Annotated in this window: 13 protein-coding genes, 1 tRNA gene and 1 pseudogene; 8 read left to right on the forward strand and 7 right to left on the reverse strand. The window is 47.2% G+C overall.

Translation table 11 applies throughout. The annotated features are described in order from the left end of the window. Positions 1-6 precede the first annotated feature (6 nt). A complete protein-coding gene (locus UXZ23_RS08455; RefSeq protein ID WP_320820168.1) occupies positions 7-630 on the reverse strand; it encodes an LPP20 family lipoprotein in 624 nt (207 codons plus the stop codon). Between the two features lie 60 nt (positions 631-690). Continuing rightward, positions 691-1,644, reverse strand: a complete 954-nt coding sequence (locus UXZ23_RS08460) for a DMT family transporter (RefSeq protein ID WP_320820169.1) — start codon at positions 1,642-1,644, stop codon at positions 691-693. Between the two features lie 360 nt (positions 1,645-2,004). Between UXZ23_RS08460 and traF the strand changes: the two genes are divergently transcribed. Both traF and UXZ23_RS08470 read left to right on the forward strand, forming a co-directional pair. Continuing rightward, positions 2,005-3,636, forward strand: coding sequence for a conjugal transfer protein TraF (gene traF / locus UXZ23_RS08465; RefSeq protein WP_320820170.1), 1,632 nt, complete (start codon positions 2,005-2,007; stop codon positions 3,634-3,636). A 104-nt stretch (positions 3,637-3,740) separates the two neighbouring features. Then, a complete protein-coding gene (locus UXZ23_RS08470; RefSeq protein WP_320820171.1) occupies positions 3,741-4,973 on the forward strand; it encodes a multifunctional CCA addition/repair protein in 1,233 nt (410 codons plus the stop codon). Here the strand turns inward: UXZ23_RS08470 and folK are convergent. The 3 genes from folK to tsaD are packed head-to-tail and all read right to left on the reverse strand — an operon-like array spanning position 4,962 to position 6,860. Further along, complete coding sequence (folK, locus tag UXZ23_RS08475; RefSeq protein ID WP_320820172.1) at positions 4,962-5,474, reverse strand: 2-amino-4-hydroxy-6-hydroxymethyldihydropteridine diphosphokinase; 513 nt, start codon at positions 5,472-5,474, stop codon at positions 4,962-4,964. The genes UXZ23_RS08470 and folK overlap by 12 nt on opposite strands. Continuing rightward, the gene (gene folB / locus UXZ23_RS08480) at positions 5,474-5,827 is read right to left on the reverse strand and encodes a dihydroneopterin aldolase (protein WP_320820173.1); all 354 of its coding nucleotides are present in this window, start codon (positions 5,825-5,827) and stop codon (positions 5,474-5,476) included. The genes folK and folB overlap by 1 nt, the downstream gene beginning before the upstream one ends. Continuing rightward, complete coding sequence (gene tsaD / locus UXZ23_RS08485) at positions 5,820-6,860, reverse strand: tRNA (adenosine(37)-N6)-threonylcarbamoyltransferase complex transferase subunit TsaD (RefSeq protein ID WP_320820174.1); 1,041 nt, start codon at positions 6,858-6,860, stop codon at positions 5,820-5,822. The genes folB and tsaD overlap by 8 nt, the downstream gene beginning before the upstream one ends. Before the next feature lie 202 nt (positions 6,861-7,062). Between tsaD and rpsU the strand changes: the two genes are divergently transcribed. The 5 genes and pseudogenes from rpsU (at position 7,063) to UXZ23_RS08510 (ending at position 12,035) form a co-directional block, all read left to right on the forward strand. Further along, a complete protein-coding gene (gene rpsU, locus UXZ23_RS08490; protein WP_015485757.1) occupies positions 7,063-7,278 on the forward strand; it encodes a 30S ribosomal protein S21 in 216 nt (71 codons plus the stop codon). A gap of 24 nt (positions 7,279-7,302) precedes the next feature. Next, complete coding sequence (locus tag UXZ23_RS08495) at positions 7,303-7,746, forward strand: GatB/YqeY domain-containing protein (protein ID WP_320820175.1); 444 nt, start codon at positions 7,303-7,305, stop codon at positions 7,744-7,746. Between the two features lie 141 nt (positions 7,747-7,887). Beyond that, positions 7,888-9,717, forward strand: a complete 1,830-nt coding sequence (dnaG, locus tag UXZ23_RS08500) for a DNA primase (RefSeq protein ID WP_320820176.1) — start codon at positions 7,888-7,890, stop codon at positions 9,715-9,717. A 214-nt stretch (positions 9,718-9,931) separates the two neighbouring features. Beyond that, a pseudogene (rpoD, locus tag UXZ23_RS08505) lies at positions 9,932-11,776 on the forward strand (RNA polymerase sigma factor RpoD); the annotation flags it as partial. A 182-nt stretch (positions 11,777-11,958) separates the two neighbouring features. Further along, positions 11,959-12,035 (forward strand) — tRNA-Ile (locus tag UXZ23_RS08510). A 153-nt stretch (positions 12,036-12,188) separates the two neighbouring features. Here the strand turns inward: UXZ23_RS08510 and UXZ23_RS08515 are convergent. Both UXZ23_RS08515 and UXZ23_RS08520 read right to left on the reverse strand, forming a co-directional pair. Next, a complete protein-coding gene (locus tag UXZ23_RS08515) occupies positions 12,189-14,027 on the reverse strand; it encodes a diguanylate cyclase (protein WP_320820177.1) in 1,839 nt (612 codons plus the stop codon). Positions 14,028-14,151: 124 nt separating this feature from the next. Further along, positions 14,152-15,186 (reverse strand): AraC family transcriptional regulator, encoded by a 1,035-nt coding sequence (locus UXZ23_RS08520; RefSeq protein WP_320820178.1) that lies wholly within the window; start codon positions 15,184-15,186, stop codon positions 14,152-14,154. Positions 15,187-15,339: 153 nt separating this feature from the next. Between UXZ23_RS08520 and UXZ23_RS08525 the strand changes: the two genes are divergently transcribed. Next, complete coding sequence (locus UXZ23_RS08525; RefSeq protein ID WP_320820179.1) at positions 15,340-16,377, forward strand: fatty acid desaturase; 1,038 nt, start codon at positions 15,340-15,342, stop codon at positions 16,375-16,377. Positions 16,378-16,394: the final 17 nt, after the last annotated feature.

Raw genomic sequence — 16,394 nt, forward strand, 5'->3', positions numbered from 1 at the left:
CCCCTATTATTCAATAAAGTAGAAGCCGCCCTCAGGCACACTCGCTTCACCTTGCACGCGTTGACGTTGACTCGAGGCAAAGTTATTAGAACTCTGGCCACCAAGGGGAACCCGACAATCGACATTAAAACGCTGGCTATCTGCGGTTTGTAAACAGTTACGGAACCCTTGATCTATGATCATTTCCAATACAGTTTCGACACTGCCATCGGGCATCACATCGGAGGACACGACGCGAGCGCCATGCATATAGGTCTCAACATAAGAGCGGAAACGATCATTCAATACGACCATGTCACGCACTGTGGTGCTACCTTGAACGGAAGTCCCATAAACACGCTCAGCCATAGAGCGATAGGCGTCCATTTTCGACGCTCGAATCGCCATCAAGCGGCGTTGCACTTCGCTCTTTTTGGAATCGGTCGTATCCGTAGCGCCGTAGCCTACGACGCGCAGCACCATAGGAGCGATAGGATCAATTTCTTGTTCGACAGGTTGAAAATAGGCTTCCGGCTGCTCGACGTAATTACCATCCTGAATGAGTGCATCAGAACACCCCTGCAAACCGAAAACCGTGGCAACTCCTAACACCAACACCCGTAATTTACCGGCGACACCTGACTGTTTCATATTCATCTCCCACCCGATATAGGCTCTCATGCAATCTATATCGGCCGATTGACGAAATGTTTAATGTTTTTCTTGCTGAGTAGCGTGAATATCAGTGGCCGTGGCCGCTACAGCCTTGCCATTAAATGGCCATAACCAACGTAAGAGCCGATCTAACGACTGATGCCATTGATACAAGGCTAAGCCGCTCAACAACAATGCCGCGCCACCGGCAGAACTCCATTGCAGTCGTTCATCGCGCAACCAATATCCCCATAAAACAGCCAGAACCGGCGCGATCAAAGTAATAAGGGTCACTCGTGACGTCGGTAAATGTTTGAGCACCAAGAAATACAGCATAAAGCCCAACAATGAACCAAAGATAACTAGGTATCCTAAACCTAGCATTGAGCTAAGCGGCCATGCGTCGGGGATATGAACACCAAACCACGGCAACGATAGTGCATAGGCCAACGATGAAACCCAGAGTGTTCCACTGGTCTGCACCATAGGATGCAAGCCAGCATTCGCGGCTTTTACCCAAACGGCACTCGCTGCAAAGCACAATACCGACACTACCGTTCCCAAAATGCCGCGCCAAGACTCCGCATCGAACATCATGCGTGCCGATACGACTAACGCCAAACCACATATAGCAATTAAGAGCGCAATAATCCGCGCCGGCGTTAATTCGCGTTCACCTAACCACCAATAAGCGAGCGCTCCCGATAGCATGGGAGACAAGCCATATAAAACAGAGATTAAGCCCGAGGGAATATAGGCCGCTCCCCAATAAACCGACATCATAGCGCCATAGACCCCTAAACTACCGGCGACATAACTCATTAAGGCAGGACGAGTTAACACTAACCGTTGCCCCAAAATCAGTAATAGAGGTAACGACAACAAAGCGCTAAGCCACATACGCAGTGACACCGCCGTAAAAAAATCGAGTCCCCCTAAACTAAATTGAATAGCGACAGGGGTTGTCGACCAAATAAATATAACGAATAAATAAGCAATAATAATCAGCATGATTTCACCTGTATTTGCTGATTGAAACATCCTCCTAAATAACAACCACAAAAAAGGCCGCTATTATCGGCGGCCTTTTTAAATAGAGCGTTATTACACTAGATTCTCAGGCCAACATCGTCGCATTGCGCAAATCGCGCAGACACGAGCACGCATACGGACTGCCTTCGCAGGCACCGAAGCTGAGATCAGTGTAGAAGTAAAACATTGCAAAATAGATAACGTCATTGAAAATCGCTGAATTCTTAAAATGTCGCGTTAGGCAGGATAGTCCTTGTGCTATTGCCAAGCAAGCTCTCGTTCTCCAGCTAGGCTTACTGATAACCGAGATGACGGCTATTTAACATTACAGGACATGCCATGATTATCAAACCATCCTTACTTGCAACTGCGGTTGCTGCCATTTCAGCCCTGTCTGTGCACTCAGCGATGGCGACACCCTTTCTACCTATGGATGCTCGCGGGCTAGCAATGGGGGATACCGGGGTAGCCAGCGCAAAATTAGCTCATGCTCCCGCATATAACCCATCCCTGCTATCCCAAGCTCGTGCAGATGATGACTTTGCCATTATCTTTCCAGCTATTGGTGTCGTGGTTGCTGATGAAGAAGAATTAATTGATTCAGCCAATGATATTTCTGATATTACCGTGCCAAAATTTGAAGATTTATTCGACGATGCTTCCGGCAGTAACTTCACCAGTGCAGTGAATGATGTGCAAATATCATCAAGCGCATTAGTTGCTGAATTAGAAAGCTTAGATGATGTCGATGGCAGAACGAACGCGCAAAAAGCAGATGATCTGCGTACCGCCAACCAGAATTTTGCCGACGACCTCGATGAGGTAAATAGTCAATTAAGCGAAGTAAATGGTGTTACTAAAGAATTAACCGACGCTCTTAATTCTATTTCTGGAGATCCTATTCGCGGCCGTGCCGGTGTTGGTATGGCGGTTGCTATGCCGGGCAAAAAATTTGCTGCCGCGCTCTCAGTTAATGCGGATGTGCATTTTTCTGGCCGAACTATTTTTACTGGTACTGACCAGAATTTAATTACCGCATACGGTGTTGCTGCCCAAGGGTACGTTGATATTGCGCAGGCTATTCCGACCGATATTAATACACTGGCAGATGATGTCGAAGCCGGTGCAAGCCCAACCGATACTCAAACCGCAGCGACGAACATTCAAGATAGTCTTGATGAATTCCAAACCTATACATCAGACGATGTAGAGACAGCTGATGGGTCTATTCAGATATTCCAAAATGGTGATATTTCTGCAGAAGCCGAAAGCCCTAATTTAGATTCACGAGTAGAAATTGTTGCCGTTGGCATTGCTGATGTCGGCTTAAGTTTCTCACGCGAATTTACCATCGCCGATCGTAAAGTTGCTATCGGTGTGACACCTAAGCTGCAAACAATCGAGACATACCACTACATCACTGAAATGGACAACGAAAACGATATCGAAACCAGTGATATCGAAGACTCTCGCGCAACCTACAGTCACATTAACTTAGACATTGGTGCTTCCATGCGTCTGGGTGAAAGTAATCAATGGATGGTGGGTGTCGTTGCCAAAAACTTAATTGCCAAAGATTTTGACCTATCCGATGCGCCGGTGCGTGGCAGTGCAAACAATCTTGTTGTTGAAGGTGGCACTGTATCGCTTAAGCCGCAATATCGCGCCGGTGTATCGTACAGCAATAATTGGGTTACGGTTGCAGGCGACTTAGATCTAGTAGAAAACGATCCTGTCGCCTACGAACAAGCAACCCAATATGCAGCCATCGGTGCTGAATTCGATTTATATGAAACCTTTCAAATCCGAGCTGGTTACCGCACCAATTTAAGTGCGAGCAACAGTGAAGTTATTTCACTTGGCTTTGGCTTATCGCCATTCGGGGTACATATTGATATCGCAGCACTTGCTAATCCAAGCGATCCAAAAAAAGAAGCAGGTATCGCACTTGAGACGGGATTCTATTTCTAAGATGCCGTCGTAATTGCTCGATACACTTTAACGACTACCTAACTCGGGCTACACTCAATGGCTGTTGCATTAGCAACAGCCATTTTTTTGAACTTGAGAACCTAATGCAGATTTACTTGGTTGGCGGTGCCGTTCGCGATCGATTACTCAATATTCCAATCAAAGATCGTGATTGGATGGTCGTTGGCGCAACACCAGATGAATTAATTAGCCAAGGCTTTGAACAGGTCGGCGCTGATTTCCCAGTATTTTTGCATCCAAAAACGCACGAAGAATACGCACTTGCACGCACCGAACGGAAATCCGGCAAAGGCTATCAAGGCTTCGACTGCCGTTTCTCGCCCGACGTTACCTTAGAAGATGACCTATTGCGGCGCGACCTGACCATCAATGCCATGGCCCAAGATAACGACGGTATGGTTATTGATCCCTATGGTGGCCAGCAAGATTTAGCACAGCGCCTTCTGCGCCATGTTTCGCCAGCATTCAGCGAAGACCCCTTACGCGTACTCAGGGTAGCAAGATTCGCTGCTCGTTTTGCGCCTTTAGGCTTTACGGTCGCCGAGGACACCATGCACTTAATGCAGCGAATGGTAAGCGACGGTGAACTCGATCATTTAGTGGCCGAACGGGTATGGCAAGAAACTCAGCGCGCCTTAGGTGAAGCCCAACCCGAGGTCTACTTTGACGTATTGAGAACTTGCGAAGCTTTAAAAGTCTGGTTCCCTGAACTCGACGCCCTCTTCGGTGTGCCGCAACCCGAGGCACATCATCCTGAAGTTGATACGGGCGTGCATGCGCTGATGTCCCTATCGGCCGCGAGCAAAACGTCCAATGAAATTGCTGTACGCTGGGCTGCGCTGATTCACGATTTAGGTAAAGGCTTAACACCACCAGAAGAATGGCCACGGCATATTGCTCATGAGCGACGTGGCATTAAACCAATTAAAGCGTTAAATAAACGAGTAAAAGCCCCGAACGATGCCAGCACATTAGCGCTATTGAGCAGCGAATGGCACACGCATGTGCATCGCGCCTTTGAATTACGTGGTGAAACCTTACTGAAATTATTCGACGGTCTAGACGCTTGGCGCAAACCTGAACGCTTTGAACAATTTTTAATTGTTTGCAGCGCCGACGCTAGAGGGCGAACAGGACTGGAAAACACCCCATACCCGCAAGCCGATTACTGCCGAGAGGCACTTCAAGAAGCGTTAAAAATTAACGCACAAGATATGATCAAACAAGGATTACAAGGGGCAGAGATTCGCGCAGGACTGACGAAAGCCCGCGCACAACATTTGCAGCAATGGAAAGAAAACCAATTACCACGATGAACGCGCAGATTTTCGTGCCTTAGTATCACTCAAAATTAACTGCAGCGTTTGATTTGCCACTGCTGGCCAATAGCGGGCAAAGGCCTCACCGCTTTTAGGGCAAATTGCCTTCGGAACTAAATCCAACAATGGCTTTAAAACAAAAGCACATAGCCAAATATCGTTACGCGGCAATTCAATACCATCAAATTCGCCACACAAATCATCGACCAACAAAATATCAATATCTAAAGCACGAGAAGAATATTTCACTGCATTAGCAGCACGGCCAAAATCCATTTCTATCTGCTTTAGCTGCGCTGATAATTCAGCCACTGACATGTTTGATTCTATTTCAATGACTAGATTAACAAAGTCTGGACCAGAAAAGCCAAGCGCTGGCGATTGATACCAAGGCGAGACTTGCACCACTTTAAAATCCTGCGCAAGGCGCGCCAAGCCCATGCGAATATTCATCATAGGATCGAGATTCGCGCCAATACCTAAAAATACCCGCGCCATTAGCTATCGCCCCGCTCGATATACAAACCAACGGCCTTGGCTTGTGGCACAACCGCTGGTTTTTCTACACGAATACCTAACCACGGCATACCAAACTCTTGGCGCAAACCGGCAGCCAAACGCTCAAGTAATGATTCCAATAATTGAAAATGCTGCTCACGCACAAACTGTTCAATAAATTCTGTCACCGCCTGATAATTTAACGCATGCATTAAATCGTCGGTGGCCGCCGCTACGCGAATATCCCACGCCATTTCCAGATCGAAAATTAATGGTTGGCGTACCTGCTTTTCCCAATCATAAACACCGATGACTGCGTCAACCTGTAAACCACGGATAAACACCTTATCCATGCTTGGCATCCAAAGGTTTTAATTCAGTCATCGGCCAACGCGGAACTGCCGTTACTGCAAGGTCTGAACATTCGCCAGCGAGTAAACGTTGCGTACCCGCGTAGGCAATCATAGCGCCATTGTCTGTACACAATTCAGGGCGAGGGTAATAGACCTCCCCCCCCAACTCGGCCGCCGTTTCTTGCAAGCGTGCCCGCAAAGAACGATTAGCACCGACCCCACCGGCAATAATTAAACGGTAAATACCCGTTTGCTTCATCGCCCGTCGACATTTAATGGCTAACGTTTCAACCACAGCATCTTGGAAACCAGCAGAAATATCTGCTTTATCGGTATCACACAGCACGCCATCTTCGGCACAATCAAGAATGGTTGTACGCGTAAAGGTTTTTAAACCACTAAAACTAAAATCTAAGCCCGGACGATCTGTCATTGGTCGAGGAAAACGAAAACGCTTAGCATTTCCCGAATCAGCCAAACGACTAAGTTCAGGCCCTCCTGGATAAGGTAAGCCCATCATTTTAGCGGCTTTATCGAACGCTTCACCGGCAGCATCATCTAATGACTCACCTAATAAGGTGTACTGACCAATGCCTTCAACTTGCACCAACTGGGTATGACCACCAGATACAAGCAGTGCAATAAACGGAAACTCTGGTGCATTTTCTTCCAGCATAGGCGCCAATAAATGGCCTTCCATATGATGCACACCCACCGCTGGAATCCCGAGAGCCCACGCCAAACTGCGACCTAAGCACGCACCGACCAACAAAGCGCCCACTAAGCCTGGTCCGCGCGTAAAGGCAACACCGTCGAGATCAGCCAACGTCAAACCAGCTTCAACCATAACCTCACGAATGAGGGGCATAGCCTTGCGTACATGATCGCGTGACGCTAATTCAGGCACAACACCGCCATATTCCGCATGAACGGCTATTTGCGTATAAATTCGATGTGACAGCAGCCCAAGCTCACTGTCATATAAGGCAATACCGGTCTCGTCACATGACGTTTCCAGTCCCAGAACCCGCATAAACTACCCCTACAACGGTTTAGCCGACCATGATACTGCCAGCAGCCAGCAGGCGCTAGCGAAGGCTTCAACTGTGGCCTTTAAACCAATTCCAAACTACGCTTTGCAATCTGGATGCAAAAGCTTTAGAATGCCCGCCCTCTGACTGGGGCCATGATTCCCCCCCAGAATAAACGAATTGACTAAATACGTAGGTGATTGGATGCCAGCTGTAAAAGTTAAAGAAAACGAGCCGTTTGACGTTGCGTTACGCCGCTTCAAGCGTTCATGTGAAAAAGCCGGTGTACTGTCTGAAGTACGTCGTCGTGAACACTACGAAAAGCCAACCTGGATCCGCAAGCGTAAAGCAGCGGCTGCAGTAAAGCGTCACCTGAAGAAAGTACAGCGCGAACAGCGTAAAATGGTGCGTTTGTACTAATACAGGTTTTTCGAGGAGTTTGTTATGAGCTTGATAGCGACCATCAAAGATGCCGTAAAGGCAGCGATGCGCGCAAAAGATAAGCAACGCCTAACTGCGCTGCGTTCTATTCAAGCTGAATTCAAACGCATAGAAGTGGATGAGCGCATCGAAGTGGATGATGCTCGAGCTCTTGCGGTTCTCGATAAAATGACCAAACAGCGTCGTGACTCCCTATCTCAGTATCGGGAAGCAGGACGCGATGATCTGGCAGATATCGAACAGTTCGAAATTGACGTACTGCACGAATTTTTGCCAGAAGCCTTGAGCGAAGAAGAGTTGGCCAAACTGGTGGCTGATGCCGTTGCACAGTCCGGTGCTGCAAGTATGCAGGACATGGGCAAAGTCATGGGCATCCTAAAACCACAGGTGCAAGGTCGTGCCGATATGGCGCAGATCAGTCAACTAGTGAAGTCTCAACTGGGCTGATTCAGCTGCGGGCAATGCTAAAAGCGCTATTAACCTGTTAATGGCGCTTTTTGCGTTTCTGACGTTTAGGATTATAACCATTCGGTCTACACTAACCGATCCCGAACCATCATCCCGGTAACCAGAGAAGCAATCAGCACCATGGCAGGCCGTATCCCCCAGAGCTTTATTGACGAATTACTCGCCCGCCTTGATGTCATCGATGTGGTAGATAGTCGCGTAAAGTTGAAAAAAACGGGAAAGAATTACTCCGCCTGCTGCCCTTTTCATAACGAAAACACGCCGTCATTTACCGTAAGCCCCGACAAACAGTTTTATTATTGCTTTGGTTGTGGCGCGTCCGGCACAGCACTTAAATTCGTTATGGAATACGATGGTCTGAGTTTTCCTGATGCTGTAGAAAAACTTGCCTCTCAAGCTGGCCTAGAAGTACCCAAAGAACAAATCAGTCACGATGCCCGCCAAGAACAACAGCACCAAGGATTGTTCAAGCGAATGGAAGCCGCCAGCCAATATTTCGAACAAATGCTACGTCAGCATGAGCAACGCGGGCGGGCGGTCGATTATTTAAAAAATCGCGGTTTATCTGGCAAAGCAGCAAAATTCTTTGGTATTGGTTACGCGCCTCCGGGCTGGGATGGATTACAAGCCGAACTAGGAACAGATAAAGAAGCACTTCGTGAATTGGTAACCTGCGGCATGCTGATCGAAAAAGAAGACGGTCGAACTTACGATCGTTTTCGTGATCGCATTATGTTCCCTATTCGCGATGCGCGCGGACGTTTCATCGCCTTTGGCGGTCGCGTATTAGGCGACGAAAAACCCAAATATTTAAATTCGCCAGAAACACCAATATTCCAAAAAGGTCGTGAACTATATGGCCTTTATGAAGCACGAAAAATTCGCCAGAAACTGACGCGTTTTATTATTGTCGAAGGTTACATGGACGTTGTCGCACTGGCTGAATATGGCATTCATTACGCCGTCGCCACACTCGGCACCGCGACCAGCGAACACCATTTACGACGTTTATTTAAAATCGTACCCGAAGTTATTTTTTGCTTCGATGGCGACAACGCTGGGCGCACAGCAGCAGCACGAGCAATGGAAACCGTATTGCCCGTATTGAGCGACGGCGTACAAGCACGTTTTTTATTCCTGCCCGACGGCGAAGATCCCGATACACTGGTGCGCCAAGAAGGTAAAGCAGCCTTTGAAGAACGGTTAAATAAAGCGGTGCACTTGCCAGAATTTTTATTCGAATTTCTAAAGAAACAGGTCGACTTTGACACCCTAGACGGCAAAGCACGATTAGATCAACTGGCGGCGCCGCTCATTAATAAACTGCCCGCAGGCATGTTAAAAAAATTAATGAAAAAGCGCCTAGAAGATGAAATCGGCATGAGTAGCGAAGCACTCGCCGATATGGATAACCGCCCTGCTGCTCCCGCAAATATCGATTATGATTTACCGCCGGATGAGCCGAGCATTAACATTAGCGACTACATTCCGAATAGCGAAATAGAACAGCACCCATTAGCACCCTCTGTATATAAATCGCTTGCGCAATTGGTACGCCAGCCGAGCCTAGCACAACAGCTCGAATTGCCTGATGCAGAACCCGAAACGGAATACGAACGCCTGCTCTTGGAAGTTATTCGCAAACTGAAACAAGCACCACAACAAGGCAGCGTCGGCTTACTTATTCAATGGATAGGAACGCCCTATCAAGCTGAATTACAACAGATGGCAGAAAGCAGCTCCGACGGCCAGATTCCGCCGAGCGCTAACGATATTAACGATGTACTGAAACGCATGGGAGCGCGCCATCTCGATGTCGAACTCAACAAGCTCAAAGCAAAATTCGAACGAGGAGAAAAGCTCTCCACCGAAGAAAGGCAAAGGCTGCAAGAATTAAAACGCCAGCGCCACGAAATGAACAAAAAACGTACAAATATTTATCGGCGCTGATCAGAATTTATCTGTGTCAGCACCTTGAAATTAGATCGATCAGACCCAAACTTTACCTCATACACAGCGCGAACCGACACTACCTGCCAAATCCCATGGAAAAGCTGCAAATAATGCCAGCATTCGGAGGGAACAATACGCCGTGGTGCTGGCCTAACGTTAGCTTAAAAGTTATACTTCGGCGTTTTACTTCCGCCTTAGAAAAACGGAAAATAGGGCTTCTATGTCAGCGAATACGCAACAATCCCGTCTTAAAGAACTTATTGCCAAGGGTAAGGAACAGGGTTACCTAACCTACGCCCAGGTAAACGACCACTTGCCGGACGATATTGCCAATCCGGATCAGGTCGAAGACATCATCCGCATGATCAACGATATCGGTATTCCGGTATCCGAGGTTGCGCCTGATGGTGATTCGCTATTCATGTCTGATGCGGCAGATGACGCAGCAGCTGAAGAAGCCGCCGCCGCATTAGCACTTGTCGATTCAGATGTGGGCCGCACCACAGACCCAGTTCGTATGTATATGCGTGAAATGGGTACTGTTGAGCTGCTGACTCGCGAAGGCGAAATTGTCATTGCGAAACGTATCGAAGAAGGTATTCGCGAAGTGATGTCAGCATTGGCCTATTTCCCAGGCGCCGTGCAAACCATCATGAACGCTTTCAAAGAAGCCGAAGAAGATCCAAATCGCGTTGGCGACATCTTCAGTGGTTTTATCGATCCTTCTGACGAAGATCCAGAACCAGGTGTTCAAGCCGGTGCCGCCGCTCCTGTTGCTGACGATACAAGCGACGATGATAACGATTCTGATAGCGACGATGACGAAAGCGAAAGCGAAGACACTGGTATCGACTTAACCGAAGTTATCCGTCGCTTCGATGAAATCAGAGACGCCAATATCGATATGGTGGCGGCGATCGAAAAACACGGTCGTGCTAGCAAGCAAGCAGAAGAAGCTATTTCTCGCCTAGCGGAATTATTCGCTCCGATTAAATTAACGCCAAAACATTTTGAAGCGTTAGTGAACGGTGCGCGCGAAGCCCTTGATGCCATTCGTCATCAAGAACGCCAAATCATGGTTATGATGACGCGTAAATGCGGTATGAACCGTAAGGACTTTATTACCGGTTACCAAGGTAATGAAACCAACAATCAGTGGATTACCGACCTAATTGAAGCAGGCCATGCCTACTCCGATAAACTGGATACCTACCGTTTTGATATTTTCCGTGCGCAAAAGAAAATTAAATCTGTAGAAGATCGTGTAAGCCTGTCGATTGCTGAAATTAAAGAAGTTAACCGTCGTGTTTCTATCGGTGAAGCTCGTGCTCGCCGCGCCAAAAAAGAAATGGTGGAAGCGAACTTACGTCTGGTTATCTCGATTGCGAAAAAATACACCAACCGTGGTTTGCAGTTCCTCGACCTTATTCAAGAAGGCAACATCGGCTTAATGAAAGCCGTTGATAAATTCGAATACCGTCGTGGTTATAAGTTCTCAACTTATGCAACTTGGTGGATTCGTCAGGCTATCACCCGTTCGATTGCCGACCAAGCGCGTACTATCCGTATTCCGGTACACATGATCGAAACCATCAACAAACTGAACCGTATCTCTCGTCAGATGCTGCAGGAGATGGGTCGTGAGCCGACGCCAGAAGCATTGGCAGAGCGCATGGAAATGCCAGAAGACAAGATTCGCAAAGTGCTGAAAATTGCTAAAGAGCCGATCTCTATGGAGACGCCGATTGGTGATGACGAAGATTCACACTTGGGTGACTTTATTGAAGATACTCAATCAGAATCGCCAATGGATACAGCAACCGCTGAAGGTCTGACCGAAGCAACTCGTTCTGTATTAGCAGGACTTACCGCTCGCGAAGCCAAAGTATTGCGTATGCGTTTTGGTATCGATATGAACACTGACCACACGTTAGAAGAAGTGGGTAAACAGTTCGACGTAACGCGTGAGCGTATTCGTCAGATCGAAGCCAAAGCGTTGCGCAAGTTGCGTCACCCTAGCCGCTCTGATCACCTGCGTAGCTTCATCGACGAATAAGTTGTTGATAAAGTTCATAAAAAACCCAGCTTAGCTGGGTTTTTTATGGCTGGCACTTCGTAAAAATGCTGCTTATAATGCGTGCCAAGAAAACTGCTAGGACGCGAAAACATATTCTCTCCTATGCCGTTAGCTCAATCGTTCTATCACCTTGTGAATCATAGAACGTCTGCAATATCGTAGGGCCTTTAGCTCAGTTGGTTAGAGCACGCGACTCATAATCGCTAGGTCCCCGGTTCGAGTCCGGGAAGGCCCACCAATCCGATTAGTATCTTCTTGTTTTAAAAATATGAGCGCGTGCGACCCAGCTCTTTAGCTGCCTAGATCCCCTTGGGGTTCGAGTCCGGGAAGGCCCACCATTCCGATTAGTATCTTCTTGTTTTAAAAATATGAGCGCGTGCGATATTAAGTATTAACACTTAAACTCTACCCTATCCCGCCCTAGCTCTTTCGCGCGATACAAGTGCTCATCGGCTTCTTGCAGCAACTCAGCAACATCAATGCCCCGCTCATTCCCGTCTCTACTGGCGATGCCAATACTGATGGTGAGTGCCACTCGTTCGCCTTGTACCACAACGGCTTCGCTACGAAAATTAGTCAGTATTTTCTCAGCTATATACTTAGCAGCACTGACGGATGTATCCGGCAGCACAACTACAAATTCTTCACCGCCATAACGAAATACACGATCTTGCGGGCGCTTCACACACGCCTGAATACGCTCGCTGGCTTGTCGTAAACATTCATCACCAAAAATATGTCCGTACTTATCATTGAGCTGTTTAAAATGATCCAGATCTAAAATCAATAACGACAAAGTAATTGCTTTACGGTCCGCTAACCTTTGTTGCTCATCTAAGCACTCATCCAAATGACGACGATTATGCAATCCCGTTAATGCATCGGTAGTGCTGATTTTTTTCAGTAACGAGTTAGCGTTTTCCAACTCTTGGGTACGCATTTTCACAAGGTGATCAAGACGAATATTTTGCGCCAATTGAGCATCTAATAACTGATCTTTGGCATTAGCCGACTCTGCTTGCACTTGCTCCAACAAATCACGATCCATGGCAATACGCATCGATAGCGCAAAGGCAAACAGCAACACCTCAACTAAGGTAGCCACCATCATAGCGTTATCGACGAGTGTACTTGCCGGTATGATATTAAGGCGCGATAAAATTACGGCTGAAGAAGCAAATACTAAGCTAAAGCTAGCGAAGAAAATGACTTTTGCCGGTGGATAGCGATCCTTTAAGCGCACGAACACGAGAATACTATTAATGATAAAAGTAATTAACGACATCGCTAAAGTAACTACCGTGACCACCGCAAAAGGAAAGAAAAACGAAGCGACGACAGCAACAACACATAAACCAACAAATATCGCCTGCATACGCCCTAAGCGTGGATACTCCTCGGCAATATTGAGCAACCGCGTAATGAACATAGCACCAATCATATTGGTGATATTTAACGCCACAGGTAAGCTGACACTGTTCCAATAAATGGCGTTAGGCCATAACCACTGAAACGCCTGACCGCTGATACTGGCATGCACAATCGTCAGTATCAAAGTAAACAAACCAAAATATAAAAAGCCAAAATCACGAACGGATGCAAAAATCAGAACGTGATAAAGCCCAATCAGAACCAAAGCGCCAAAATAGAAACCCGTTAGTGTCGAATCTTTATCAATATGTTCAGCCAGCGCTTGGCGCTTCCACACCACCAATGGCATCTGTAATGAGGTTTCGGATTGCACTCGAATGACAACGTCCAAGTAACCTGACGTAATATCGTTTAAGGGAATGAGAAAGGTTCTGTGCAACATGGGACGCTGTGAAAATGGCATGGCATCACCTAAACGCCATTCGCGTAAAACCTGACCATCCCGCTGCAGATATACGTCAACATGATTCAATAATGGGTTACTGATTTCAATCACGCTGTCAGAAAAGTCATCGCGGTTGCCTTCTAACCCCAGATGTATCCAGTAGGCTTGCTCTCCATAACCAAACTGTAGGGGATTCGCTTGCGCGGCCTGCCACTCTGCCAACGGCGGCAATTGTTCTAAGGTCAGCTCCGCGCTAGGATCAACGAGGTAACTCACCGCAGATATTGGGTACTCTCTACTATTGTCAGCCGACAAGCGCAGAACATCCGCCCGAGTTAACGAAGTAATCAGAATTAGTGTAAAGAATATAAATGCAGCACCGACGGTAGATGCCCGACAACGGAAAAGCTTCACGCTTCCGATAACCCCCAATTGGCCCAAACAGTGGCATAAAATAACAATAGCGTATTGATTGGCGCTATCCGACCATTTGATCGCAGAAGTTAGACTCATTCCACATTAATATTGTTACTTTAGGTCAGGAAGCCGTTGGGGCGGCCTGATACTGTGTTGGTAGGAGTCCTGTCCAGCGCTTGAACGCAGCACGAAAGCTGGCAATATCTTGATAGCCGCAACGCATTCCAATGTCGTTAATGGTTAAGTTACCTTGCTGTAGCAAACGCAGAGCGAGCTGAAGGCTATGTTCTTCTTGCAAACTCTTGAAGCTGTATCCAACCGACTCAAGTTTACGGCGCAATGTACGAGCTGACATTTTCAGAGTTTCAGCGGTCAGTTCTAGCGTTAATCGAGTATCTTCATTGCGCACTAAGACTTCCCTTACCTGCCACACAATATCTCCTTGCCGAACCCGAACCAAACGTTCCGCTTCAATACGACAAACATGGAGTACTTGTTTGCGTGCCACCGGATTGGCGAGTGGTAATGGCCGTTTTAACGTGTCGAGTTTTAGCGTTAATCGCGTTTTAGGCGCTGAAAAGTGCACTGGACACTGAAGTAATAAACGATACCGATCAGCATAAGTTGGCGCTGGAAAAGCGAAATCGACTGCCTCGAAATGAATGTCTTCGCTTAATAAATCACGAATCTGTGTCTGTAGACTTGCCGTCAATACCTCATAAGCAAAACGCAAACTCAGAGGGAACTCTTGAGCATCGTGAGTGGAGACTTCGATATGACATAGCTCACCCACAATATTCGTTGCTAAGTCGAAGCGACTGCGCACCAGAGAGCGCATGTCATTCGCGGTTGCCAGAGCCTGGCCAAGTGTGCGACTCGTCAGCAAGGCGCCCGACAACATGCCCCAGCGCGATAAATTAAGCGCAGCACCGAGAGTAAGTCCCAAATCCCGCTGCGGCGCTAAGCGATAAATATTGCGATAGATAATATCGAACTGGCGCAACGACACACGGGTATCAGGATCAAATACTTGAGCTTCTGTTAAGCCAACCCCAAACAGCCACTGCCTAGCGCTAATATCTTGTGTTTGCATGAATTCATGAATCAAAAACAACTCGGCGCCAGGGTAGATTGCGTGGTCTTGATATTCCGCCATTCATCATGCCTCTTTTGCGTCAATCTCTTCGCGAATAAGCCCTTAAGGGGCCACCAATGATAGGTTTTACGGCCAAATTATAACTAGGTGCTAGCCACTTTTACCATTAACCGTTCTAATATTGCCTATATTGCACCTAGCGGAACACGATTTATGACATCTACGACTAGCACCGATGCCGAGCGTATCGAAACAATCAAAGCGGTGATTCGCGAAAGTGGTGATAACTGGCGTCGACGCCATAGCATCCTCGCCAATCAAAACTTCATGGGCATGACGATTTTCTTGGGGTCCATTGCCGGTATTTTGCTGTGTGGCTGGGCCTATCTTGACGGGTATTTATCAGCGTGGCTGTGCATTCCATTGGTCGCTATTTTAACCTCGTTTTTGCATGAGCTAGAGCACGATTTAATTCATTGGATGTATTTTAAAAACAATAAAAAGATTCATAACTTAATGTTATTGGGAGTGTGGATCTTCCGACCTGGGACAATTAACCCGTGGATTCGTCGTAAACTGCATTTTGTGCATCACAAAACTTCCGGTACTTCCCAAGACTTAGAAGAGCGCGGCATAGGCAATGGCCACCCTTATGGTTTTGTGCGCTTCTGGGTCATGATGGATACCTTTACCGGTAATCTGTTGCGCGTATGGATGTTCGTGCCGGCGGGTCGTCGTTGGCATTCAGCGAAACGTATCATTGCTTCGAATCTGCCATTCGGCGTCATCACTGCTATCGTGTGGTATAGCTTTTTAGCCATTCATCTCATTAATGGCCTGCTAAGCCTTGCAAGCTGGTCGGTTCCGTCAGCTTTACTCAATTACGCTAACGCCGTAACACCGTTAATCGTGATTTTAATTGCGCCATTTTATCTGCGTTCTTTTTGCTTAAATTTCATTAGCTCCAATATGCATTATTACGGCAATGTGGAGTCAGTACTGACGCAAACTCAGGTACTCAATGCTAAACGTTTTTTACCGTTCCAGTTATTTTGCTTTAACTTTGGCAGCACACATGGCATTCATCACTTTGTAGTTGGCGAGCCGTTTTATATTCGCCAATTAACGGCTAGCGATGCTCACAAAGTGATGGGCGAAAACGGCGTGCCATTTAACGACTTAGGTACATTTGTTAGGGCTAATCGCTATGAAGATGTCGCGCCAAACCAAGCAAGCACAACACCAGCGTAGTTTCTGTCTCCAATCAC

Source organism: Thalassolituus sp. (genome assembly GCF_034111725.1).
GTDB lineage: Bacteria > Pseudomonadota > Gammaproteobacteria > Pseudomonadales > Oceanobacteraceae > Thalassolituus.